Below are 23,612 nucleotides of genomic sequence, written 5' to 3'. Positions count from 1 at the left end.
CGTTGTGGGACGTGACCGAACGGACCCCGGCGGAAGGACGACGGCGTGCGCATCCTCAGGCTGGCTCCCTGGCCCGTGCGGCGGCGCCTGCTCGCCCAGCTGCAGCACCGGCTCCTCCCCCTCGTGCCGCCGGCGAGCCGCCTGCGGGTGGCCCGGCGGATCGTGCCGCTCGGCCCCCGTCCCCGGCTCAAGCCGATCGGGGACGCGCCGGCTCTGCGGGTCCGCACGGCGGCCGGGCGGCTCACGGCCCGGCGTGCCCTTCAGGCCGACCCCGCGTCCGTACGCCGGGAGAACCTCGACCGCGTGCTCGACACCCTGACCAGCGCGGGCATCGAGTGGTTCCGGATTCCGGTGCACTCCCCGACCCGTACGGGCGTGGCCGTCGACGAGGCCGACCGGGCCCGGGCCCTGACCGCGCTGACCACCGTGACCGCCCGCGGCGAGGGCCGGCTCGACCGGGTGGTCCCGGGACGGGTCGTGCGCGTGTGCTGGCCGGTCACCGACCCGCAGGGCCGCGTCACGCTCGGGACCGCGTACGGCTGCGACATTGAATTCTGGCGTCGCGAGGGCGGCACCCTGCTCGGACCGCGCAGCAACCCGGTGGCCGACGTGGTCGCCGCCGACGAGCCCGAGATCGTGGTGGCCGAGCCGGTGTTCGGCCCGTTCGGCGCGCCCGGCACGACCCGCCGCTACCGCACGCGGGAGGTGTTCACGATGGTCAGCCCGGACCGGGTCGCGTTCCCGATCGACGCCGTCTACACCTGGGTCGACGGCGGCGACCCGGCCTGGCATGCGCGCAAGGCCGAGGCGCTGCGCCGCAACGGATGGGTGGCCGGCACGAGCCCGCAGACGGCCAACGACTCGCGGTTCGTCTCGCGCGACGAGCTGCGCTATTCGTTGCGCTCGCTGCACGCGTACGCGCCCTGGATCCGGCATGTCTTTCTGGTCACCGACGGGCAGGTCCCGCCGTGGCTCGACACCACCCGGGGCGACCTGACCGTGGTCAGCCACCGCGAGATCTTCGGCGGCGCCGGGCGGCTGCCCACCTTCAACTCGCAGGCCATCGAGACGCGCCTGCACCACATCCCGGGGCTGGCCGAGCACTTCCTCTACCTCAACGACGACGTGTTCCTGGGCCGGCCGGTGGCCCCCGAACTGTTCTTCACCCCGGGCGGGCTGACCCGGTTCTTCCCGTCCGGGGCGCTGGTCGACTCGGCGCCGCGCTCGTCCGCCGACGCGCCCGCCGACTCGGCCGGCAAGAACAACCGCCAGCTCATCCAGAGCGCGTTCGGGCGGGTGCTGACCCGCAAGATGAAGCACACCCCGCACCCGTCGCGGCGCAGTGTGCTGGCCGAGATCGAGCTGCGGTTCGCTCAGGAGGTCGAGGCGACCGCGGCGCACCAGTTCCGGCACCCCGACGACATCGCCATGCTGTCGTCGCTGCAGCAGTACTACGCCTATCTGACCGGTCGCGCGGCCCCCGGGCAGATCAGCTATCTCTACACCGACCTGGCCGATCCGGCGACGCCGTTCCAGCTGGCCCGGCTGCTGCACCGGCGCCACCTCGACGCCTTCTGCCTCAACGACACCGAGTCCGACGCCGGTGTGGTGCCCGAGCAGGCGGCGTTGCTGGCCGAGTTCCTGCCCGCCTATCTGCCCTTCCCGTCCCGGTGGGAGACCGAGACCCCGGTTTCCCGTACGCCGGTGGTGGCGCGCCAGATCAAACGGGCGGCCGTCGTCCCGGAGGTGGTCCGATGAGCGCGGACGTCGTCGTGCTGGGACTGGGGTACGTCGGTCTGCCGCTGGCCCAGCAGGCCGTCCGGGCCGGGCTGTCCGTGCTCGGCTTCGACGTGCACGCCGGGGTGGTCGCCTCGCTGGCCGAGGGCCGGTCGCACGTCGACGACCTCTCCGACGCCGACATCGCCGAGATGCTGGCCGGCGGTTTCCGGGTCACCACCGACGAGTCGCTCGTCGCCACCGCGGGCACGGCCGTCATCTGCGTGCCCACACCGCTCGCCGAGGGGGACGGGCCCGACCTGACCGCGGTCACGAGCGCGACTTCGGCGATCGGGCGCAACCTTCGGCCCGGCATGCTGGTGGTGCTCGAATCCACCACCTATCCGGGTACGACCGACGAGGTCGTCCGGCCGCTGCTGGAGAAGTTGTCCGGCCTGACCGCGGGCGTGGACTTCCATCTGGCGTTCTCGCCGGAGCGCATCGACCCCGGCAACCCGCATTTCGGGGCACGCAACACCCCCAAGGTGGTCGGCGGATTCACGCCGGCCTGCACCCTGCGGGCGGCCGGTTTCTATGGGCGTTTCGTCGAGTCGGTGGTGCGTACGAGGGGAACCAGGGAGGCGGAGACCGCGAAGCTGCTGGAGAACACGTACCGCCACGTGAACATCGCGCTGGTCAACGAGATGGCCCGGTTCTGTCACGAGCTGAACATCGACCTGTGGGACGTGATCCGGGCCGCGTCGACCAAGCCGTTCGGCTTCCAGGCGTTCTATCCGGGGCCCGGGGTGGGCGGTCACTGCATCCCGATCGACCCGAACTACCTGTCGCACAACGTCCGCAGCAAGCTCGGCTACCCGTTCCGTTTCGTCGAGCTGGCCCAGGAGATCAACGCGACCATGCCGTCCTATGTGGCCCGTCGCGCGCAGAACCTGCTGAACTCCGACGGCCACGCGGTGCACGGCGCGACGATCCTGCTGCTGGGCGTCACCTACAAGCCGAACATCGCCGACCAGCGCGAGTCACCGGCCACCCCGCTGGCCCGCCAGCTCGCCGCCCTGGGCGCCCGGGTGCTCTTCCACGACCCGTACGTGAGCGACTGGATCGTGCCCCGGGCCGACGATCTGCTGGGCACGGTGACCTCGGCCGACCTGGTGATCCTGGTGCAGAACCACCGCGCCTACGACGCCGACGGGCTGGCCTCCCTGGCCAAGCGCTTCTTCGACACCCGGGGCGCCACCACGGTCCCGGAGGCCCACCGGTTATAGCCCGCCCTGCCCCAGTATCCGGCTCAGGGCGGAACGCAACGTGTCCAAGGGGTCGGCGGGCAGCTCGGCGCTGCGGAAGCCGACGTAGTTGTCCGGGCGGAGCAGCACGCAACCGGAGTCGCCCACCTCGCGCAGCCGGGCCCAGTCGCCGTAGATGTCCTCGTAGTCGGCTCCGGGACCGATGACGACGGCCGTCAGGTCCAGCGTGGCGGCCGCCTCGACCCAGGGCTGTCCGCCCGGACCGGTCAGCAGAACGAATCGGCCGCCACCGCCGACATCCAGTGTGGACAGGCGGGTGGCGTCCCGGCCGATCCACGCGTGCGGCACCTTCGCGCCGGGCCACGTCGTCGGGAAGTGGTAGAGCTCGTCGTCGCGCGGGTTCACCGGCATGACCGTGCCGTCGGGGACGATCGCGTCGGAGGCGTATCTCTGGTTGAGCTCGACGCCGTGCGTGTTGAACTCGTAGTTCTTGAACTCGATGGCTTCGCGCAGTTCCCGCCGCTGCTTCTCGGCCGCGGGCGTGGCCAGCTTGCGGGCGTCGATGTTGCGTTGCAGCTGCACCGGGTCCTCGGTGGTGAGCATGCCCAGCGCGTCGAAGATGCGGGCGGTCTCGCCGATGCTGCGGTTGGCCCGGTCGACGATCTGCCGGCCGATCGGCGCGCGCTCGGCCGAATACGTGTCCAGCAGCGCCGGCGCGGCCGACCCGTTCAGCACCGCGCGAAGCTTCCAGGCCAGGTTGTAGGCGTCCTGGATCGACGTGTTGGAGCCGAGCCCGTTGGACGGCGGGTGCCGGTGCACGGCGTCGCCCATGCAGAACACCCGGCCGTTCTGGTACGTCTCGGCGTACATGTGATTGACCGTCCACGCCGAGGACGACTTGATGGTGACCGGCACCGAGTCGTCGCCGATGAGGTGGTGCGCGATCCGCCGGGCGTACTCCTCGGTGAGGTCCGGTGGTTCGCCGTTGATGTCGTAGCCCCAGACGATCAGCCACTCGTGCCACGGCCGGACGCAGCGGACCAGCCCCATGCCGATGCCGCCGACGTCGGAGCCGGTCTGCAGCACCCAGTAGAGCGTGCTGGGCCGGTGGGCGGTCAGCGCCGTGAGGTCGGCCTCGAACACGATGTTGATGCTCCCGGCCACGCCCATCTGGCCGACCATGGGCAGCCCGATGTCCTCGGCGACCCGGCTGCGTCCGCCGTCCGCGCCGATCAGGTACTTCGCGCGGATCCGGTATTCGTCGCCCCGCAACCGGTCCCGTACGGTCGCCGTCACGCCCTCGGAGTCCTGCGAGAGCGACAGGTACTCGGTCTGGTAGCGCAACGACGTCCCCCGGGCGACCGCGTTCGCGATCAGCACCGGTTCCATCAGGTGCTGCGGCATGTCGCAGATGCTCGAGGGCGAGGCCAGGTCGTGGTCGGCCTTGCGCGCCGGATGCGTGTACCAGGTGTGCAGCCGGCCCAGTTCCTCGCCCGCGAGGCTGGAGCAGAAGACCGTGTCGCCCATCAGATGCTGCGGGGTGGCCTGGGCGATCACCTGCTCCTCGAGGCCGGCGTCGCGCAGCACCTCCATCGTCCGCTGGTTGGTGATGTGGGCGCGGGGAGTGTCCGACAGGCGGCCGTACTTGGTGACCACCATGTTCGGCACGCCGTAGGTGCTCAGCAGGAGCGCGGCGGCCCCGCCGGCGGGCCCGCTGCCCACGATCAGCACCTCGGTCTCGACGTCACTCATGCTCGGCTCCGGGGGAACGAAGAGATGGGGAAGGAAGAGACGGGGCGATGCGGAAGGTGAACTCGACCGTGCGCGTGCCGTCGGGGGCGGGCGGGAACTCGACGATCAGGTCGTTCTTGACGCCGAAGACCGCGTCGGAGTCCAGGTACGGCCCGCCCGCGACGAAGAGCTGGGTGGTCAGCCGCCGATACCCGGGCGCGCTGATCATGAAGTGCAGATGCGGGGCCCGGTACGGATGCCGCCCGGTGGCCCGCAGCATCTGCCCCACCGGCCCGTCGTCCGGGATCGGGTACTCCGACGGCAGGATCGACCGGAACCACAAGCGCCCGTCGGCATCGCTGCGCAGCCGCGCCCGCAGCACCGGCCCTTCGAGCTCGGGCAGCTGCACGTCGTAGAAACCGTCCGCATTGGACTGCCACACGTCCACGACAGCGTCCGGCACCGGTTGCCCGTCGAGGCCGACGATCCGGATGTCGGCCCGCAACGGCACCCCGGGCAGCCCCTCGGCCAGGTTGGTGCCGGACGGCACCGAGGGCGGCCCTTCGACGTAGAAGGGGCCGAGCACGGCCGACGGCGTCGTCTCGGGCGACCGCGAATTGGTCAGCCGATCGACCGCGCTGGAGATTCCCAGGGTGTCGCTGAGCAGCACGAACTCCTGCCTCGTGGGCGAGCACATCTGGCCCGTACGGGTCAGGAAACCGATCGCCGTCTTCCACTCGTCCTCGGTGAGGTCGTTGTCGGCCACGAACCCGTGCAGCCGCCGCACCAGATCCCCGAGCAGTTCCGCCGTACGCGGTTCGGCCGCCCCGGCAAAGCTGGCCACCACCTCCTCGGTGAGCCCGCCGAGGTCGGGCCGGTCGCCGATGTCGGGCCGGTCACCCGTGGCGGGCCGATCGCCTCGCCACGCCTGTTCCAGAACCGACAGGACGCCCGGCGCGGACAGCGAGCGGGGATGGGGATACGGCTGCGCGGTGGCCAGTTCGGCCGCTGCGGGCAGATCTTCGGCGGACATCCCGAGCGAGGCCAGCGAGGCCGGCGCGCCCAGCCGAGCGGCGAAGTCGAAGACGGCCGCCGGAGCGTCGGAGGCGCCGAACACCGAGGCGATCCGCCGCATCGCATCGGGAGCGGCCTCCGCGTTGTAGGCCATCACATGCGGCAGCACCACGGCGTGCGTAGGCGAGTGCGGCATCCCGAACGACCCGCCCAGCACGTGACAAAGCTTGTGGTGCAGGCCCATCCCCACGGTTCCCAGGCAGATCCCGGCGAGCCAGGCCCCCACCAGAGCATCCGAACGCGCCTCCAGATCGCCGGGCCGCGAGACGATCACCGGCAGCGCCCGGGCGAAACGGGCCAGGGCGTCCAGCGCGAAGTTGTCGACGGCCGGGTCGGCCTGCGGCGAGTACAGCGCCTCGACCGCGTGGGCCATCGCGTTGAGCCCGCTGGTCACCGAGAGCTCGACGGGCAGCCCGAGGGTCAGCGCGACGTCGTAGATGACGGTCCGCGGCACCAGGGCCGGGTCGCTGCGGGTGGTCTTCTTCCCGTCCGAGGTCTCGCCCACGACCGGCGTCATTTCCGAGCCCGCGTACGTCGTCGGGACCGCGATCTGCGGCAACCCGGTGCGCGCGGCCAGCGCCTTGCCCAGCCCCGTGCTCGATCCACCGCCGATCGACACCAGGCAGTCCACGTCGTGCTCGCGTACGAGGTCGAGCGCCCGCCCGGTGACCTCGACCGGCGTGTGCATCGCGACGTCCTCGAACCGCGCGACGACCATCGCGCCGGAGACGAGCGCGGAACGGCCACCCAGCATCAGCACCCGGGAGGCCCCGAGGCGAGCCACCTCGTCGGGCAGCCGGCCCAGGGTTCCCAGCCCGAAGATCACCCGGGAGGCATGAGCGTTGTGTTCGAACGGCTCCACCCGCTCAGTGTCGGCGTCCGGGCGGAACGGTTCCTGCACCTAAGCGCTGCACGAAACGCGCATCGCGGCCGGCGTGGTGTTCAGATGCGCGCGCAACACCCGCGTGAGGTGTTCCTGATGCGAGAAGCCGCACCGCTGGGCCACCTCGGCGATCGGCATCGTGGTGCCGCGGAGCAGCAGGCCGGCCGCGTCGACCCGGCGCTGGATCAGGAACTGGTGCGGGGACAGCCCGGTGCGCGCCTTGAACTGCCGGCCGAACTGGCTGACGCTCAGCCCGGCGACGGCGGCCATCTCGCGCAGCGGCAGCGGCTCGCCCAGCCGCGTTTCCACCATTTCCCGTACGGCGTTGAGCCGCCGATCGGTCAGTCCGGCCCGCCCGCCGGCCCGGGGCGGGGGCGCGGGGCGGCCCCGCACGCTGTGCTGCCGGGCCAACTGGGCGGCCAGCGCGTGCCCGAGATGGTCCACATAGGTGCGGGCCGTGGGCTCCCACTCGCGCATCACCCGGTCGAGGGTCAGCAGCAGGTGCTCGACGAGCGGGTCGAGGGCGCCCAGTTCCTCGGCCAGTTCGACCGGCTCGTCGTCGTGGGCCCGGCACAGCAGCTCGTCGGTCAGATAGGCGTGCACGGTGTCGAGCGCGCCGCCGAGCTCGACGGTGAGTTCCTTGCCGGCCGGGTGCACGAACAGGCCGCCGGGCGGGACCGTACGGGAGCTGGTCAGTCCGAGATGCCCGCGGCGCACCGTGACCGGGCCGTTGCGGTGCAGGATCACCAGGTGGCTGGGCGCGCCGCCGAAACTGGCCTGATAGGGCCGCTCGCTCTGGGTCGAGACATAGAGCGATTCCCAGCCCAGGCCGAGGCTGGTGCGTTCGGGACGCACCCAGGGCTGGCGGAGAATGCCGTTGGTGTCGTGGACCGTGAGCTCCGTCACACGACAATGACATACGTAAACATGATCGAAATCAAGGGACGCGGAAGGTCCAGCACGAGTGCAGCGCGAAGTTGACGACCGGGATCGCGACCAGCGCCACCGCCTGCACCAGCGCGAACGGCCCGGCCAGCACCTCCGTGCCGAGCATCAGGATTCCGCTGTTGAGGGCGAGCGCCACGGCCGTCACGGCCAGGAAGCGCCCGCCCGCGACCACGTGAGCGGTCGTCGAGCGGAAGACCCAGGACCTTTGCAGCCCGTACGAGACCAGCACGCTCGCCCCGAAGCCGGCCGCCGACGCGAGCACCGCCCGGACACCCAGCCCCGCGGCCAGGAGCCAGCCCACGCCGAGGTGGGTCAGCGCGCTGGCCGCGCCGCTGACCCCGTACCGGACAAGCTCAGCGGTCCGCACGGTCCGCGCGGAGCCACTGCTCGGGAACCGACGTCTCGGCCAGGACACCCGACCGCTCCTGCACCAGGTAACGCGGCCGGCCCCGGACCTCCTCGTGGATGCGGGCCAGGTATTCGCCGATCACGCCCAGGCCGAGCAGCAGGAACGTGCCCATCACGAGCAGCAGCAGGATGACGGTGGGGAAGCCGGCCACCGAGTCGCCGCCGATCCAGCGGATCAGGGTCTGCGCCCCGAGCAGCACGGCGAACCCGGCGAAGGCCAGCCCGACCAGGGTGACCAGGTGCAGCGGGGCCGAGGTGAACGAGGTGAGCCCGTTGACCGCGAGCCGGAACAGCGAGCCGAACGACCAGCGGGAGCGACCGCCCGCGCGCTGCTCGATGTCGACCTCGATGGTGCTTCGCCGGAAGCCGATCCAGCTGCTGGTGCCGCGGAAGAACGACGAGTGCTCGGGCAGCCGCAGCAGCGCCTCCAGCGCCGGGCGGGCCAGCAGCCGGAAGTCGGTCGCGTCGACCAGGTCGACCCTGGTCAGGCCGGTGAACGCCCGGTTGAACAGCCGCCCGCCGAGCCGGCCGACCAGGCCCTGACCGGTGCGGTTGCGCTTGACCGCCTCGACCACGTGCGCGCCCTCGCGCCAGCGCCGCACCATCTCGGGAATGGCCTCGGGCGGGTGCTGCAGGTCGGAGTCGATCACCACCACGGCGTCACCGGCCGCGTGTTCCAGCCCGGCCAGCACGGCCGCCTCCTTGCCGAAGTTGCGGGACAGCTGGATGCCGCGCACCCGCGGGTCGAGCCGCGCCTGCCCGGCGACGCGGTCCCAGGAGTCGTCGGTCGAGCCGTCGTCGACCAGCACGAGCTCGTACGCCAGCCCGGCCGCGGCGAGCACCTCGGAGAGGCGGCCCACGAAGCGTTCCACGCCGGCGCCCTCGTTGAAGACGGGCGCGACCACGGAGATCATCGGGCTCGATACGGTCACGCTCGCCCAACGACGGCGCGGCGGCAAAAGTTACAAATTGGCTCAGCGCAACAGCTCGGCCAGGGTCGGCGGCTGGGTGCGGTCGATGATGATCGTGCGGACCGATTCGTGGTCGCGGTACAGCCGGGACAGCCGCTCGGAGAGCACGTCCTCCCACGATCGGTCGGGCCGGTGCCGTTCCCAGGTGGCCCGGTCGGGCAGGTATTCCAGCAGCACGCCCAGGTCGCGCAGCAGGGCGAAGGACTCGCAGTCGGTCATCACGACGGGCCGGTGGTCGGGGTCGACCAGCAGCCGCTGCCGCAGGGTCAGCACGAACTCGCGCACCGCCGGGAACTCCAGCCCGATCACCACGTACAGGTGGACGGGTGGGCGCGAGGCGACGGCGGCCGGCGTGCCGGTCGGCTCCAGCGCCGGGACGGCCGGGCGGCGGGCCGGGCGCAGCCGTCGCAGCAGGGCCCGGCCCAGACGAGGCACGGTCCGCACCGGGTTCTCGAGCAACGCGAGCAGCCCGGACCCGATCCGGTAGGACTCGCTGCGGCGCAGGCGGTCGGCCCGGCGGCGCTCACGGTCGCGTTCGCGCCGCAGCTCGTCGCCGCGGTGCCGCTCCTCGACGAGCCGGGCCTCGAGCATGCGCAGCCGGCCGGCCATCGCGGCCAGTTCCCAGCGCGCCCGCTGACCGGCATCGAGCGGTTCCCGTACGGGCAATGCCTGTTTCACCATCGGCTGCAAAGCGGTCTCGGGCATGTCAGCCTCCGTTCCGGTCGTGGCGGGCGGCCAGCCCACCGAGCCAGGTCGCGGCCGCGGACGCGCCGTTGGAAAACGTCAGCTCCTCGCAACGGCGGCGCAGCACGGCACGTTTGTCGGGGCGGGCCGCCGTGTCCAGCGCCCGCTCCAGTTCGTCGGAATCCGGGTCCTCCACGGCCAGCGCGACCCCGGCCGCGTCGGCATAGCGGGCCCGGCCGATCTGGTCGTCGAGCGCCGGGCCGTGCTCCGGCACGAGAACCGTGGGAATGCCGAAGCGCAGCTGCTCGTGGTACTCGTCGTAGCCGGCCGCGCTGACCACCAGGTCGAACGCCCGCAGATAGCGGCTCACCCCGGCGTCGCGGACGACCACCTGGAAGCCGTGGCCTTCCAGCCGCTCGACGATCCGGGTGTCGCCCAGCCGCACCAGCGCGGCCGGCCGGTCGTCCAGCCCGAGCTCGGCCCGGGCCGCCGCCGGATCGAGCAGATCACCGGCGTCGAGCAGGGTGATCGGCTCGACCCGGTGCGCGTTGGCCCGGTCGGCCACGGTCGGGCCGTCGTCGGCCAGCGCGGCGAACTCCCCGGGTTCGAGCACGTGGTCGAAGACCTTGCCCTCGGTGATCCATTCCTGTCCGGTGTCGCGCGGCCACATCGCCCGTCGCATCCACACCCAGAGCACGCCCGGGTGGGCCCGCACGGCCTCGACGACGCCCTCGTGCGGCAGGTCGTCGACCACCACGATCTCGGGCCGGTGCAGGTCGACGAGGTGGGCGAGCCGGTCGCGCAGCATCCGGTTCCAGGCCGTGCCGGACACCCCGAGCGCTTCGCGGGACGGGATGTGCTCGGTGAGGAAGCCGGTGCACGGGGTCGCGTACGACTGGGTGGCGATCACCGGCGCGAGGGCGGCCGGCAGTCGCCGGGCGATCGCGGTCAGCCGGGTCGGCGAGCCGGCCAGCAGCACCCGGCGGGTCGGTGCGGGCGGCACCGGACCGGGTTCGCGGGGCAGGGCGGGCGCGCTGATCCGGGGCCGGATGCCGAAACCGGCGAGCCGCCGGAGGTGCGACTGATGCCCGGTGGTGCGTTCCAGCGCCCGGAAACGCTCGGGGAACTCCTGCCACGAGGCGGCCGCGTCGACGATCTCGTGCCAGTTCTGCACTGTCATCCGGCAGAGCAGCGGCATCGCCTCGCGCACCCGGTCGTCGACCGGCGCCCACTCGACGTCGTCGGGCAGGTCGTGCGGGGAAGGAGCCTGCGCGGCGACCACGACGGTGTGCTCGGCCCGCACCCATCGGCGCGCCTCGGCCAGCAGGTCGGGGCCGCGAGCGATCAGGAGGCGTACGGACGCGGGCTGGTCCTCCCGGGCCAGGGTGGCCGCGCCGTCCCGCAGAAGGTCGCGCACCTCCGGGGCGAAGGGCAGCGGGCGCGCGTCCCGGGGCACGTGCACCAGCAGCGTGCTCAGCGCCGCCTCGTGCTGAGCGTGCACCTCGGCCGCCACACCCGCCCCGGCGAAGCGGAAATCGGCCAGAATCGCCACGTCGTGAACGGTCGCCGTCACCGCGAATCCCCCTCTCCACGGTCCGTTTTGTCCGTCTTGGGGATCAACGATCACCTGCACTCACCGTGATGGCAACGTCACGGAAACCGTGGCCGGGTAGTCAACCGGGCGGCAACCGAAGGGCATCGTCAGTGCACCCGTACATGGGTCATCTTCACTGCCTCGGCGCCGAACAGAACCGTGAACGCGGCGGTAGGAGCCGGCGCGGACACCAACGAAAGGCAGTCGATGCGCTCCTCGATCACCAAGCGTCTGGCCCTGATCGCGATGATCCCCGCCACCCTGTTTGTGATGGTCGCGTTCGCATCCTCCGCCCAGGCCGCGACCGTCAGCACCACGACGATGCAGGCCGACATCGTGACCTACACGAACAAGATGCGCGCCGCCCACGGCTGCAAGGCCGTCGTCGCCAGCCCGAGCCTGACCAAGGCGGCCGTCGGCCACAGCACCTGGATGGCCCGCACCGGCAAGTTCAGCCACGTCGGCGCGAGCAACTCGTCGTTCGCCTACCGCATCAAGACCGCCGGTTACGCCCGCCCGCTGAGCGAGAACATCGCGTACGGCTACCGCAGTGGCGCCGACGTCGTGAAGGCGTGGATGGCCAGCCCGGGTCACCGTGCCAACCTCCTCAACTGCACCGCCAAGGCCGTCGGCGTCGGCGCCGTGTACTCGGCCAACGGCACCACCTACTTCTCGCAGGAGTTCGGTTACTGAGACCGGCTCAACTGCCGCACCACACGGCGATAGGACAGCAGGGCCTCACCTTCGCGGGTGAGGCCCTCCGTCGTTTCCAGCCACCGGCCCAGCACGTCGCGCTCGCCGGGCACGAACACCGCCGCCGCGTCGGCGAGCCGCTCCTCGAGCAACGCCATCGCCGGGAACCGGGCGTCGGGCCCGGTCGAGCCGGGCGGCCCGCCGATCACCAGCAGGTCGACGTCGTGCACGTCGGCCAGCGCCTCCAGGTCGTACCACCCGAACGTGCGCTCCCCGACCGGCACCGGACGCAGCGGCGCCTCCCGCACCTCGGCCACGGGAACGAGCGCATGCGCCGCCACGGCCGCCCGGACCGGCTCGGCTGCGCCCGCCTCGTGGTGCAGCGACACGAGCCGGCCGCCGACCTGTTCCAGGGCGTACGCCAGCCAGACGGTCGACGCCCCGCTGCCCAGTTCGAGCGCGAACCGCGGCTTGCGGGTGCGAATGAGGTGCAGCAGCTCGAGCAGTTCGGCCGGCGCCTGCGCGGGCGGCATCGGCGCCCGCGGCGTGATCCGCTGGAAGAGCTGGACGATCGCCTCGATGTCACGGGTGTGCGTGCGCATCTGCCCGGCCAGCGAGTCGGTCAGCTCGCGATGCCGGTCGCCCGAGTGCAGCAGCAACTCCTCCATCGCGCCGAGCAGCCGCCGCTGGGTCTGGTCGAGCACCGCGCGCACGTCGTTCTGCTGCCGGCGCTGGGCCCTAGCCAGCCCGGAGATCCGCCGGGCGATCAGCAGCAGACCGCCGAACAGGATCGTGAAGAACACCGCCAGCAAGGTCAGCGCGACGGTGACGTTCCCGGTGAGGGCGGCCGCCGCGACCGCCGCGCAGAGCACGCACGCGCCGGCCACCAGGATCGCCTGACGCCTGGTCAGGTTGCGCAACCGGCGCATCGGTCCCTCCCCGCTGGTCAGCTGATCATTAACCCGTCCTCGTCAACGCGGGCCGGTCCCGCCGGTTACGCCCGGGCAGAAAGCGACGCCCGCGCGCTGCCGGGACGCCACCTCGAGCGACTCGTCGAACCGGCGTACCGAGAACGGGGAATCGGGGTACAGCTTCAGGAACTCGGCCCGCAGCGCGCACCGGCGGGCGGCGCCCTCGGGGCCCGGGTCGAAATCGGCCATCTCGACGGCGACCCGGTTCGCGAGCCGGGCCGCGGGCGAGGCCGACGCCGTGTCCCGCTGCCGTTTGTTGGCCGCGGCCGACACGACAGCCGCGGCGGCGAGCAGCACCACGGCGGCCAGGAGCACCGCGCGTTTCCGTACGAGGTGAGCGATCGCCGCCATCAGCAGCGCCCCCGCCGTGGTGGTCACCGCCGAGTCACGCCAGCCCCAGCCCCACTTGCCGGCCGTCACGAGCTGCTGCACGTCGGCGTTGAGCGAGCCCATCGCGGCGCCCGCCACGATCAGCGTGCCCGCGGTCAGGGCCAGGGCCAGGGCGGCGCGCCGGCCGACCTGCGACAGCCGGGGCAGGTCGCGGATCGCGTGCCAGGCCAGCAATCCGAGCACGACCAGCGCGACGGCCAGGACCATGCCGCCGACCCAGGGCCGGGAACTGCCACCGGCCGTCGCGGCCCGCCACATCATCGGCGGGAGCCAGTCGATCGCGCGTACGGGAAGGGCCTCCCACGTGTCGGCGGTGAGCCGCACGTCGGAACCCTTGTAGCAGTCGCCGGTCGAGCAGTAGCGCTGGATGACCACCCGGACCGCCAGGAAGATCGGCAGGAAACCCAGCCACACCAACGCGAGCGCGCGGGCCGGCGCGGCGGTGAACAGGCGACCCGGGGTCAGGCCGAGCACCAGCCGGCCCCGGGCCAGAACGGCCACGGTGGCCAGCGGCAGGGCCAGATAGGCGATCTCGTTGAAGGCGGCCAGGGCCGCGCCGCCGAGCATCAGCAACGGCATCCACCAGACGCGGAACGGCCGATCGGGGTCGATCCGGCAGAGCGCGGCGGTCACGGCCAGCACGAGAGCGGCCGACGCGAGATAGAGACCGCCGAACAACACGATCGGGCTCGACCCGCCGGCCGCGACGAACCCGGCGGCCACCCCGAACGGCACCACGGCGGCCACTGTGGACGGTGGGCGGCGGAACAACTTGCCGCGGGCGACGACGCTCTCGGCCAGCAGCACGGCGACCACGCACAACAGCAGGGCGGAGAGGAACGAGACGAGCCGGAACCCGACGTTGACCGGCAGGCCGAGGACCTCGCTGAGGGCGTACGCGAGCGTGTCCAGCGCCTTCTCCAGCATCCGGCCGAAGAGGCGGAAGTTGCCCAGCCGCAGATAGCCGGGCAGCGAATCGACGGTGTGTGGCACGATCCGCAGCGGGTCGTCGCGGAACAGGCCGCCGTGCCAGTACAGGTTGAACCGGTGATCGCGGCTCGGCGCCAGCGCGACCAGCGGGGCGAGCACCGGCAACGGCACCAGCACGACCCGCAGCAACGCCCGCCGCCACAGCGCGCCGATCGGCGGCCCCTCGACGACGAAGCGCATCCCCACACGCGGGACGGCGGTCGGGGCGGTCGTCGTCGGGGCACTCATGTGCCAGTCAACGACCCCGCCGATCGATCGGTGACGCTCTCGAGCAGCTGGGCCAGCGTCGGCGGGTCCCGCGGATCTATCACGACCGCGCGGGAGGCCCGGTGGTCGCGGCACAGCTGGGCCACCCGCTCGGCCAGCAGCACCTCCCACCGGGACCCGGGATCATGGCGGGACCAGGTCGCCGGGTCGGGCAGATATTCGAGCACCACACCCGGCACCTGCAGGCCGCGCAGCGCCGGCTGATCGGTGACCACCACGGGCAGATGATCGGCGTCGACCAGCACCCGCTGGCGCAGCGCCCGGATCAACGCGTGCGAACCGGCCCGGGACAACCCGATCGCCACATAGACGCGGGCCGGCACGGGCGCCGCGAGCGGGGCCGGCGGCCGGGGGCGGGCCGCCTCGATCGCCTCGCGACGGCGCAGCCGACGGGCCGCCCGACCGGCGATCGACGGGCCCGTGCGCACCGGATCGCGGGCCAGGTCGACCAGCGCGCGGCCGAGCCGGTACGAGCGGCTGCGGCGCAACGCCAGCACCAGCTCCCGGTTACGGTCCCGGTCCCGTACGGCGGCATCGCGCTCGTCCTCGACACAGCGCAGCCGGCCGGTAAGCGTGGCCACCTCCCAGCGGGCCAGCGCCAGGTCGGCCGCGTCGAGCTCATCGAACACCTCGGGCCTCCGTCTCGGATCGTTCCCGGCAGAAACCGGCCAGCCAGGCCGCGGCGTCGCCGGCGCCGTTGCCGAAGGACAGCTCGGCGCAACGCCGGCTGAGCGCTTCCCGGGCCACCGGGTCCGCGAGCTGTTCGAGCGCCTCGGCCGCCGCGTCGTCGTCGGTCGCGCACAGCGCCACCCCGGCCGCCGCGGCGAACCGCGCGCGGGCCAGTTCGTCGTCGGCGCCCTGCGGGTCAGGCACGAACACCGTCGGCACCCCGGCGCCGATCAGCTCGTGGAAGTTCGTGTAATCGGCCCGGGACACGGCCAGCGTGATCCCCTCCAGGTGACCCGGGCGGGCCTCGGTGACCGTGAACCCGGGCAGCGAGGCCACGACGCCCCGGCAGAGCAGCGTGTTCTCCCCCGGATGCCGGCGCGGGCGGCGCGGCAGCTCGGTGATCGGGTCGACCGTGTGCACCCCGGCGCGGGCCGTCGTGGTCCAGCCCTCGTCGCCACCGGCCGCGAACTCGCCCGGCTCCAGAATGCCCGCGAACAGCGCGCCGCGGGCCGCCCACTGCCCGCCGGTGCCGCGCCGCCACATCGCCGGGCGCAGCCAGAGCCAGGGCAGCTCGTTCTCCTCGACGGCGGCGGCGATCCCGTCGTGCGGCACCCCGGCGACCAGCACCGCGCGCGGGCCGTAGAGCTCGATCAGATGCCGCAGCCGGTCCCGCACGAAGCCGGCCCAGCGGTTCTCGGCCACGCCCAGATCGGTCGCCGACGGCAGGTACTCGGTGAGCAGACCGGCGGCGTGCGCGGCGGGCAGCCCGGCCGACCCGGCAACGACGATCGGCTCGAGATCGGCCGGCAGCCGGCGGGCGATGGCGCGGAACCGGGCGATGTCGTCGCCCACGAGCAACACCCGCCGGGTGGGCCGGGCGCTGGGCTCGATCCGCTCCCGCGGCGACGGGACGACCCCGCGGGGGAGCACGCCCAGGGACGCCAGCCGGGCGATGTGCGAGGCACTGCCGAAATGCTCGGTCACGAAGGAACGGGCCCGGGCGGCCAGGGCCTCGTACGCGGGCCGGTCCTGGTGCAGACGCCGGACGAGATCGCGGACCCCGGCCGGGTTCGTGTAGACCGCGGCCTCGGCGAAGACGGATCGGAAATGCGGGCCGGTGATGACCGGCACCCCGCTCGCCATGGCCTCCAGGATCGTACGGCTGAAGGATCCGGCCCCTTCGGGATCGGGGAAGTAGACGAAGAAGTCGAGCGTGCCCAGGAACTCGCGGGGCGACTCGGCGCCGAACTCGACGACCTCCCAGTTCGCGGGCCGCCGGCCCAGACGCTGGACGACGGCCTCGCCGCCGCCCAGCAGGCGCACCCGGATGTCGGGCGCGTCGGGATAGGCGGCCAGCAGCTCGCCGGGATCGCGCGGCCACTTCACCGGATCGGGCCGCCCGTGCCGGCCGATCACCGGCACCGTCGCATGTGGACGGCGCTCGATCCACCAGTCGGCCACGTCGACGATCTCATGCCAATCGGTGTCGGGCAGGGCGGTTCCGGGCGCGACCCGCAGCACGTTCTCGCGGACGCGGGCGCTGACCGGCGCCCACACCACGGAATCCCCGAAATAGCCCCCCACCCGCTCGCGCACCTCGTCGAACTCGTCCCCGGGCGGCTTGCTGAGCACGACGATCGTGTGCCCGGCCCGGATCGCGGGCACCACGGCCGGATCCTCGGTGAAGATGCGGGGCCGGCGGATCAGCAGGACCCGGGCCGCGATCTCGGCGCCGTCGTCGTCGGCCAGGCCGGCCAGGCCGTCGCGCAGGCAGGCCACGATCCGCGAGTCGAACGGGCGGGCGTGCCGCAGGTGCGGCGAGGGCACGTGGATCAGCACGGTGGTCAGACCGGCCGCCGCCTGGGCCTGCACCTCCGCGACGATGCTCGCCGAGTTGCCGCCCGGATACCGCAGGTCGGACAGGATGGCGACGTCGTACACGGCTTGGTCAACGACGCGTACCAACCGGGCGATACGGACAATTCACCCAGGCTCCTTGATCGTTGGACCGGTCGTGGGAGACACCAACGTGCCGCATCCTCTTGCCGTCGCCGCCCTGCAGGCACGGTCGATCGCCGCGCGCGCACCACTGGCCCGGGCGGCCGAGACGGGCGATCCGTGGGTGGTCGGCGAACTGGCCCGGGTGATCGCGCTGCAGGACCTGCGGGCCGACGACCAGGCCGACGCGCTGGCCCTGCTGGACGGGCTGCGGGCCCGCGGCGAGATCGCGGCCGTTCACCAAGGGCTGCACGGCCAGATCGCGTACGCCTCCGGGGACCCGGCCCGAGCCGCCGAACTGCTCGCGTCGTATCCGTCGGTGCCGTCCCCGGTGCGCCTCGCGTTGACCGCCGACCTGGCCAACCCGTACGCGAACGGAAGTGGACCCTGGAATTTCGTTTCCCTGCTGCCCGCGCCGCGGATGCTGGTGCCGGACGGACCGGGCACGCCGCTCGACCGCGTCACGACCGGGCCGGTGCAGCGGACCGGGCACCCACGCCGGATCACCACGATCGTCACCACGTGGCAGCCCGACCAGTCGCTGCTGACGTCGGTGCGTTCCCTCGTGCGGCAGACGTGGACCAACCACGAGATCCTGGTCGTCGACGACGGATCGCCCTCGGAGTTCGAGCCGGTGCTGCGGGCGGTGGCCGCGCTGGACCCGCGCGTACGGGTCATCCGGATGCTCGTCAACGCCGGAACCTACGTGGCCCGCAACGCCGGGCTGGACGCGGCGACCGGAGACTTCGTGACCTTCCAGGACGCCGACGACTGGTCCCATCCGCTGCGGCTGGAACGCCAGGTGGCGCCGCTGCTCGCGGACGAGAACATCTTCTCGGTCACCAGCAACGGCATGCGGGTGACGCCCTATCTGGTGGTGACGCGGCCCGGGATGACATCGATCGCCTCGTACAACCTGTCGTCGCTGATGATGCGGCGGGAGCGGACTCTCCGGTCGGTCGGCCACTTCGACGCCGTACGCAAGGGGGGTGACGCCGAGTACCTCTCGCGGGCTCGCGCGGTGTTCGGACGGTCGGCCACCTACCACCTGGACGGGCCGCCGTTGGCGCTGATCCGGGTGCGGGCCGGTTCCCTTTCCGCGGACGACTACCGGCCGGGATGGACGCATCCGGCGCGGCGGTCCTACCGTTCGGCCTTCGAGACGTGGCATGCGTCGCGGGCTTCTTCTTCTCCCGCTGCGCGGGGCTCTTCCGGGGCGGCGCGGGCTTTTGCGGCGCCGCGGCGGCTGCTCGGGGAGACCGGGGCCAAGGCGTACGACGCGGTGCTCGCGGGCGACTGGACCACGGCCGGCGGCGCGGGGGTCGCCGGAGTGGGACAGTTGCGCGCGCTGGCCGCCCGGGGGCTGCGGGCCGCCCTGCTGCAGCTGGACGTGCTGACCAACCTGCGCGAGGGCCCGCAGAACCTCGATCCCGCTGTCCAGTCACTGATCAACAGCGGCGATCTGACCCAGGTCGAGCTGACCGACGACGTACGGGCCCGGCTGGTCGTGGCCCGTTCGGCGCGCGTCCTCCAGCACGCGCCTGACCTGCCCAGCGGCGTACGGGCGCAACGGGTCGTGATCGAGGACGCCACCGTGGTCCCGCAGGCCGCGGCGGCAGCACTCCGCTTGTTCGGCCGCAAACCTTTGTGGGCACCGGCCGGCGCGGACGGCCGGCGCCTGCTCTCCGGTTCCGACGCCGCCCTGGCCAAACTCGACCTGCCCAGCACGCTCGACGCGGCCCAGTGGCGGCTCGACCGCCGTGGCCCGCGGGCCGACCGCCCGGTGATCGGCCGCCACTGCCGGGGCGGACGGTCCGAATGGCAGCGCCTGCGCGACGAACTCCCCGACTCGGCCCACATGGACGTCCGCCTGCTCGACACGGCCGGCTCGGCATCCCGCTCGTTCGGCCGCTTCGGCCCACCCCGGAGCTGGCTGGTCTACGCCCCCGGCGACGTCACCCTGCGCTCTTTCCTCTACCAGATCGACTTCTACCTGCACCTGCCCGCCGACGATGAGCCCGCCGACCCGGCCCCAGACGTGCTGGCCGCGCTGGCTGCGGGCTGCGTCGCCGTCCTGCCGTACCGCTATGCGGCGGCCTTCGGGGAGGCCGCGGTCTACTGCACACCCGAGGAGGTGCCGGACACCGTCGCCCGGCTCCACGCCGACCGCCGGGCCCTGCGCGACCAGGCCACCCGGGGTTCCGCCTTCGTGCGCCGTCATCATGCCCACGAGCTGTACGCGGAACGGGTCGCCTGGCTGGCCTCCCAGGGCTGAGCCGGCCGCTCGATTCCGGCTGCCGCCGCGCGATCCCTGCCCGGCTCCGCACTCCCGGCCCGGCCGCATCCCTTTCGCAACCCAACCGGGACCGTTTGGCACCCGACCGGATCGTCAACCCGATCCGCGCACGACCGATTCGTAAGGGCACAAGCCACAAAGATTCGGAGCGGCCCCCGCCGCCCCGACATGCGGGGAAGCAACACACCCCCACCCCGCGTATCGCTGCCCCGCCGTCCCCCGCGGCGGGGCAGCGGTATTTCCAGGCCAGGCCGCCCAGCCTCCGCCGCCACGGTCCGGCCGGATCGGCCCGCCGCCGGACCGGGTGCCCGCCCTTGGGTGGGGGTGGGGGCGGCCGATTTTACCCGCTCCCAAAGTTGATCAGTCGAGTTGTCCACAGGCCGCGGAAGCGGCTGCCGGCTTGTCCACAGGCCCCTAAACGGGGGTCGAAGCGGCCGTACTCTGTGCCTGCGTCAGCACGGTCCACCGCCCGGGCAGGCGCCGCCGCACGGTCAAGCCGAAGCCACCACCCTGGCGTGGCGCCACCCGCGGCTCCTCGTCCACCACGACGGCGGCTCCGACACCCAGCCGACGCCCCAGCACGTGCAGCGCGGGCGCCAGCGGGTCCGGCGAGGCCGGCGCCAGCTCCCCGTCCACCAGCAACAGGTCGATGTCGGTCAGCCCCTCCAAGGCGTCGACGTCGTACCAGTCCACGGTCCGCCCCTCGACCACCAGTTCGGCCAGCGGCACCTGCCGCACCTCGACCGAGCTCAACCCGTGCTCAGACAGCAGCCCCCGTACGAGCGAAACGCGGCCAGCATCATGATCGACAGCAACGAGGCGGCCACCCGGCGCCGACAACGCATATCCCAGCCAGACGAGCGCCGGTCCGCAGCCCAGCGCCACCATCAGTCCGGGCCGCCGATCCCGGGTGACGTGCACGAGCCCGAGCAGGTCGGTCGGCCGAGCGGACGGCATCGGCGCGCGCGGCTTGACCGCCTGAAAAAGCTGGAACAGCGCCTCGATGTCCCGGCTCTGCTCGCGCAGCAGCAGTTCGGCTCCGCGGCCCGTGAGCCGCTCGGTCCGGGCCATCGCCTCGGTGATCTCCTGATGCCGGTCCCCCGCGGCCAGCCGTTCCTTCTCGACCGCGGCGATCACCCGGCGCTGCAACTGATCGACGGTCGTGCGCAACTCACGCACAGCCTCCTGGGTCGTGCGGAAGCTGCGCGTGATCCGGCGGGACAGATAGACCACCCCGGCCGGCACGGCCATCAGCAGCAGCGCGAGCAAGCAGGTGGCCACGGCGGCCGGCCCGATCACCGACGAGACCGCGACGCCCACGGCCAGCGGCACGATGACGATCAGGCCGGCGATCTGCCGCCGGGACAGTCGGCGCAGCCGGCCGGCGACGGCACGGGCGAACCGCAGCAGCCTGGTCATAGTGATCCGCACATCGAACTCAACGGCGGCGGGACCCGGCCCGTTACGGGATCGTCAGCAGAGAGCGCGGCGACGCCACCGGCAGCAACGCCCGGATCCGTGAGACGAGGCGGTCCGGGTCGTAAGCGGCGGCCGCGGTTTGCCGCGCCCGGCGGCTCTGCTCGGCGAAGAGCGCCGGATCGGCCCGATAGCGCGCGATCAGAGCGTCCACTTCGGAGCGAGCGCAATACACGGCCGCATCGCCGTAGAGGCCCCGATACCGCGGGGGCGTCATCACCACACATCCGGCCGCCGCGGCCTCCAACGCCGGTCGCGAATACCACTCGGACTGCTCCCGCGGCGGAAAGTGCAAATAGAAGTCGAGCTGGTGCAGAAACGGCCGCGGCTCGAGGTCGCCCGTCTGGAAGCCCAGCCACGTCGACGCCACCGGCACCTCGTACGTGCCCGCGGGCCGATCCGGAAGCCTCACCCGTACGTCGGCCAGCGGCAACCGGCGGCACACGGCGAGACTGTCGGCGGCGTCGGGCGGCCAGTTCGCCGCGTCGCACAGGTCCGTGCCGACAATCGCCGACCCCGCCGAGGCCCCCGTACGATCGGCGACCCACCCGGCCGGCGCCAGGGCGAGCGGCCAGTCGTCCGGGTCCACGTCGTCCACCGCACGCAACGCGGCCCGCACGCCGGGATCCTGGGGCGCCCACGTGGGATCGGCCCCGAACAGCGCACGCACCACGTCCGCACACACAGCCGGGTCGTAACGGTGATCGCTGCCATCGGCCCGTACGGGCGCCCGGTCGGCCACGATCAGAGCACGCTCGGCCCGTACGCCGGCGGTGGAAGCAGCGAATTGCAGCACCCCGGGCTGCCGTATCACCAGCAGCGCCGCGAACGCGGGATCCTCCAGCGCGATCCGGTCGACGGTCCCGGCGTTGACCAGATCCTGCACGGCCGCCGCGAACGGTGCCCGGCGCAGTTGGAGAGCGCGGTAGGAATCGAGCTGCAGCACCGCCACCCGCAGCCCGGCCGAGCTCAGTGCGCGCAGCTCGTCGAGGGCCGTCCGTTGCGCGCTCTCCAGGAACCGCCAGTCGGCCACCATGACCACGTCGTACGCCCGGTCCCGCACCGTGCCGAGCAGGTGGTCCGGCGCCGGGAAAGCGCGGTCCGACCCGTCCGCGGGGCGGTAGGCGCTGGCCCGCCGCTGCGCGATCAGCTGGTGATGCCGTTGATAGGCCGACATGTAGGCGGTCCGGGCCGGATGCATCCAGTGCGCCCGGATCTCGGAGCGGGACAGCGACCCGGCCGACAGCCGGATCAGCGCGAGCGGCAGCGAGTCGAGGTGCCGCACCCGCCCGGAGCCGAACGCGGCCTGGATCCGCCCGATGTATTCGGAGTCGGCGGCCTTGCGCAGCCGGTCGAAGTAGCCGACGGTCCGCAGCACCGTGCTTCGCCGCAGCAGCAACGAGGACGGGTTGAACCGTCCGCTGCGCACCCCGGGCCGCGTGCACATCAGCTGGTCGGTGACCGCCAGCCCGTCCGAGGTCGTGGCCACCAGCCGCCGGTCCTCGATCAGCGGGCGCACCTGCAGCTCGATGCGCCGAGGGTGCGACCAGTCGTCGGAGTCCTGGAACGTGGCGAACTCGCCGCCGGCCGCGTCGAGTCCGGCGTTGCGGGCCGCGTACGTGCCCGAGTTGTGGGGCATTCGGATCAGCGTGATCCGGTCGCCGAGCGCCACCGCCTCGCTCAGGACCGGCTCGAACTCGGGCGGCGAGGCGTCGTCCACGATGATGATCTCGGTGTTGGCCCAGCTCTGCGCCAGGATCGAGCGAACCGCGGTGATCAGCCCCAGGTCCGGCCGGTACGCCGTGACGATCACCGAAACGCGATGCGACCCCTCGACCCGGTCCGGCGCCGCCGTGATCAGCCGATCGAACGGCGCCACGGCCGCGTCAGCCACCGAACCGGCCGCCGAAGCGACCGAAGCACCGACGGCGGAAGCGACCGAACCACCAGCCGAGGAAGCGACCGCACCACCAGCCGGGGAAACGACCGGAGCGCCGCCGGCGGCTACCGCACCACCAGCCGGCGAAGCGACGGGAGCGCCCACCAACGGCCCCGGCACCGGCATCAGCGCCTGAAAAGCGGCCGCCCACCCCCGTTTGCCCGCAAGCAGATCGGCCTGCAACCCCGGCCGCGACGACTCCCCGATCTTCAGATAGCGCCGCATCAACGATCGCGCCCGATCCGGCCCTTGGTGAACCAGGGCCAGCTGAACGTGCAGCGTCTGGTTGGCCGGCGACAGCGCCCGAGCCCCGCAGGCCCGCCGGACCAGCTCGAACAGGGCCAGCGCGTCGTCCCGGTCGGTCGGCAGCAGCTCCTGCAGTCCCAGGCTGTGCGCGATCACGGCCACCAGCCCGGGGTCGATCTTGCGGCGGAGGCGCCGCAGCCACCGCCGGTCGCCGGTGCGGGCAGCCCGGAGCAGTTGATCGAGCGTGGCGTGTTCGCCCAGCGCGGCCCGGGCCATCAGGGCCCGGGCGTCCAGGGAACGGTTGCGCGCGGCCGTGGCGGTCAGCGCGAGCCGGAGCCGGGAGCCGACCGCGGTGACATGATCATCGAGCAGTCCGGATGGGTGTGGCCGCATGCACCGGCTA

Annotated in this window: 17 protein-coding genes; 4 read left to right on the top strand and 13 right to left on the bottom strand. The window is 72.6% G+C overall.

The window, feature by feature from the left end:
• The first annotated feature begins 45 nt into the window (after positions 1-45).
• Both ACZ3I4_RS28885 and ACZ3I4_RS28880 read left to right on the top strand, forming a co-directional pair.
• Positions 46-1,758 (top strand): stealth conserved region 3 domain-containing protein, encoded by a 1,713-nt coding sequence (locus tag ACZ3I4_RS28885; protein ID WP_465385169.1) that lies wholly within the window; start codon positions 46-48, stop codon positions 1,756-1,758.
• A complete protein-coding gene (locus ACZ3I4_RS28880; protein ID WP_465385168.1) occupies positions 1,755-3,002 on the top strand; it encodes a nucleotide sugar dehydrogenase in 1,248 nt (415 codons plus the stop codon). Before ACZ3I4_RS28885 ends, ACZ3I4_RS28880 begins: the two co-directional genes overlap by 4 nt.
• Here ACZ3I4_RS28880 and ACZ3I4_RS28875 read toward each other — a convergent pair.
• Genes ACZ3I4_RS28875 through ACZ3I4_RS28845 form a run of 7 tightly spaced genes read right to left on the bottom strand, consistent with a single transcriptional unit; the run spans position 2,997 to position 11,253 of the window.
• On the bottom strand, positions 2,997-4,733 hold the full coding sequence (locus tag ACZ3I4_RS28875; RefSeq protein ID WP_465385167.1) for an FAD-dependent oxidoreductase: 1,737 nt from the start codon (positions 4,731-4,733) through the stop codon (positions 2,997-2,999). The two genes, ACZ3I4_RS28880 and ACZ3I4_RS28875, sit on opposite strands and share 6 nt — an antisense overlap.
• Positions 4,726-6,648 (bottom strand): maleylacetate reductase and hydroxyquinol 1,2-dioxygenase domain-containing protein, encoded by a 1,923-nt coding sequence (locus ACZ3I4_RS28870; protein ID WP_465385166.1) that lies wholly within the window; start codon positions 6,646-6,648, stop codon positions 4,726-4,728. Before ACZ3I4_RS28870 ends, ACZ3I4_RS28875 begins: the two co-directional genes overlap by 8 nt.
• Positions 6,649-6,687: 39 nt before the next feature.
• Positions 6,688-7,575, bottom strand: a complete 888-nt coding sequence (locus ACZ3I4_RS28865) for a helix-turn-helix domain-containing protein (RefSeq protein WP_465385165.1) — start codon at positions 7,573-7,575, stop codon at positions 6,688-6,690.
• A gap of 31 nt (positions 7,576-7,606) precedes the next feature.
• The gene (locus ACZ3I4_RS28860; protein WP_465385164.1) at positions 7,607-7,984 is read right to left on the bottom strand and encodes a GtrA family protein; all 378 of its coding nucleotides are present in this window, start codon (positions 7,982-7,984) and stop codon (positions 7,607-7,609) included.
• Positions 7,971-8,939, bottom strand: coding sequence for a glycosyltransferase family 2 protein (locus tag ACZ3I4_RS28855; RefSeq protein ID WP_465385163.1), 969 nt, complete (start codon positions 8,937-8,939; stop codon positions 7,971-7,973). Before ACZ3I4_RS28855 ends, ACZ3I4_RS28860 begins: the two co-directional genes overlap by 14 nt.
• Positions 8,940-8,999: 60 nt before the next feature.
• On the bottom strand, positions 9,000-9,701 hold the full coding sequence (locus tag ACZ3I4_RS28850; protein ID WP_465385162.1) for a hypothetical protein: 702 nt from the start codon (positions 9,699-9,701) through the stop codon (positions 9,000-9,002).
• A 1-nt stretch (position 9,702) separates the two neighbouring features.
• Positions 9,703-11,253 (bottom strand): glycosyltransferase, encoded by a 1,551-nt coding sequence (locus ACZ3I4_RS28845; RefSeq protein ID WP_465385161.1) that lies wholly within the window; start codon positions 11,251-11,253, stop codon positions 9,703-9,705.
• Positions 11,254-11,433: 180 nt separating this feature from the next.
• Here ACZ3I4_RS28845 and ACZ3I4_RS28840 point away from each other — a divergent pair, with 180 nt between their 5' ends.
• Positions 11,434-11,967 carry a CAP domain-containing protein gene (locus ACZ3I4_RS28840; protein ID WP_465385160.1) on the top strand — a complete coding sequence of 178 codons (534 nt, stop codon included), beginning with the start codon at positions 11,434-11,436 and terminating at the stop codon, positions 11,965-11,967.
• On the opposite strand, the gene ACZ3I4_RS28835 is transcribed toward ACZ3I4_RS28840, so the two are convergent.
• From ACZ3I4_RS28835 to ACZ3I4_RS28820, 4 genes are read right to left on the bottom strand one after another with little or no spacing between them, the layout of a single operon-like run.
• Positions 11,961-12,896: a class I SAM-dependent methyltransferase gene (locus ACZ3I4_RS28835; protein WP_465385159.1), complete on the bottom strand. Its 936-nt coding sequence runs from the start codon at positions 12,894-12,896 to the stop codon at positions 11,961-11,963. The two genes, ACZ3I4_RS28840 and ACZ3I4_RS28835, sit on opposite strands and share 7 nt — an antisense overlap.
• A 42-nt stretch (positions 12,897-12,938) precedes the next feature.
• A complete protein-coding gene (locus tag ACZ3I4_RS28830; protein ID WP_465385158.1) occupies positions 12,939-14,546 on the bottom strand; it encodes a hypothetical protein in 1,608 nt (535 codons plus the stop codon).
• Positions 14,543-15,214, bottom strand: a complete 672-nt coding sequence (locus ACZ3I4_RS28825; protein WP_465385157.1) for a hypothetical protein — start codon at positions 15,212-15,214, stop codon at positions 14,543-14,545. The genes ACZ3I4_RS28830 and ACZ3I4_RS28825 overlap by 4 nt, the downstream gene beginning before the upstream one ends.
• Positions 15,204-17,195 (bottom strand): glycosyltransferase family protein, encoded by a 1,992-nt coding sequence (locus ACZ3I4_RS28820; protein ID WP_465385156.1) that lies wholly within the window; start codon positions 17,193-17,195, stop codon positions 15,204-15,206. Before ACZ3I4_RS28820 ends, ACZ3I4_RS28825 begins: the two co-directional genes overlap by 11 nt.
• A gap of 73 nt (positions 17,196-17,268) precedes the next feature.
• On the opposite strand from ACZ3I4_RS28820, the gene ACZ3I4_RS28815 reads away from it, so the two are divergent.
• Positions 17,269-19,527, top strand: coding sequence for a glycosyltransferase family A protein (locus ACZ3I4_RS28815; protein WP_465385155.1), 2,259 nt, complete (start codon positions 17,269-17,271; stop codon positions 19,525-19,527).
• 435 nt (positions 19,528-19,962) lie between these two features.
• Here ACZ3I4_RS28815 and ACZ3I4_RS28810 read toward each other — a convergent pair whose 3' ends face one another.
• Positions 19,963-20,967, bottom strand: a complete 1,005-nt coding sequence (locus ACZ3I4_RS28810; RefSeq protein ID WP_465385154.1) for a class I SAM-dependent methyltransferase — start codon at positions 20,965-20,967, stop codon at positions 19,963-19,965.
• A gap of 43 nt (positions 20,968-21,010) precedes the next feature.
• Positions 21,011-23,602 carry a glycosyltransferase family A protein gene (locus ACZ3I4_RS28805; protein ID WP_465385153.1) on the bottom strand — a complete coding sequence of 864 codons (2,592 nt, stop codon included), beginning with the start codon at positions 23,600-23,602 and terminating at the stop codon, positions 21,011-21,013.
• Positions 23,603-23,612 lie beyond the last annotated feature (10 nt).

This window comes from Actinoplanes sp. NPDC021490 (assembly GCF_055562135.1).
The sequence above is the reverse complement of the archived record's forward strand: the minus strand, read 5'-3'. Positions and strand labels throughout refer to the sequence as shown.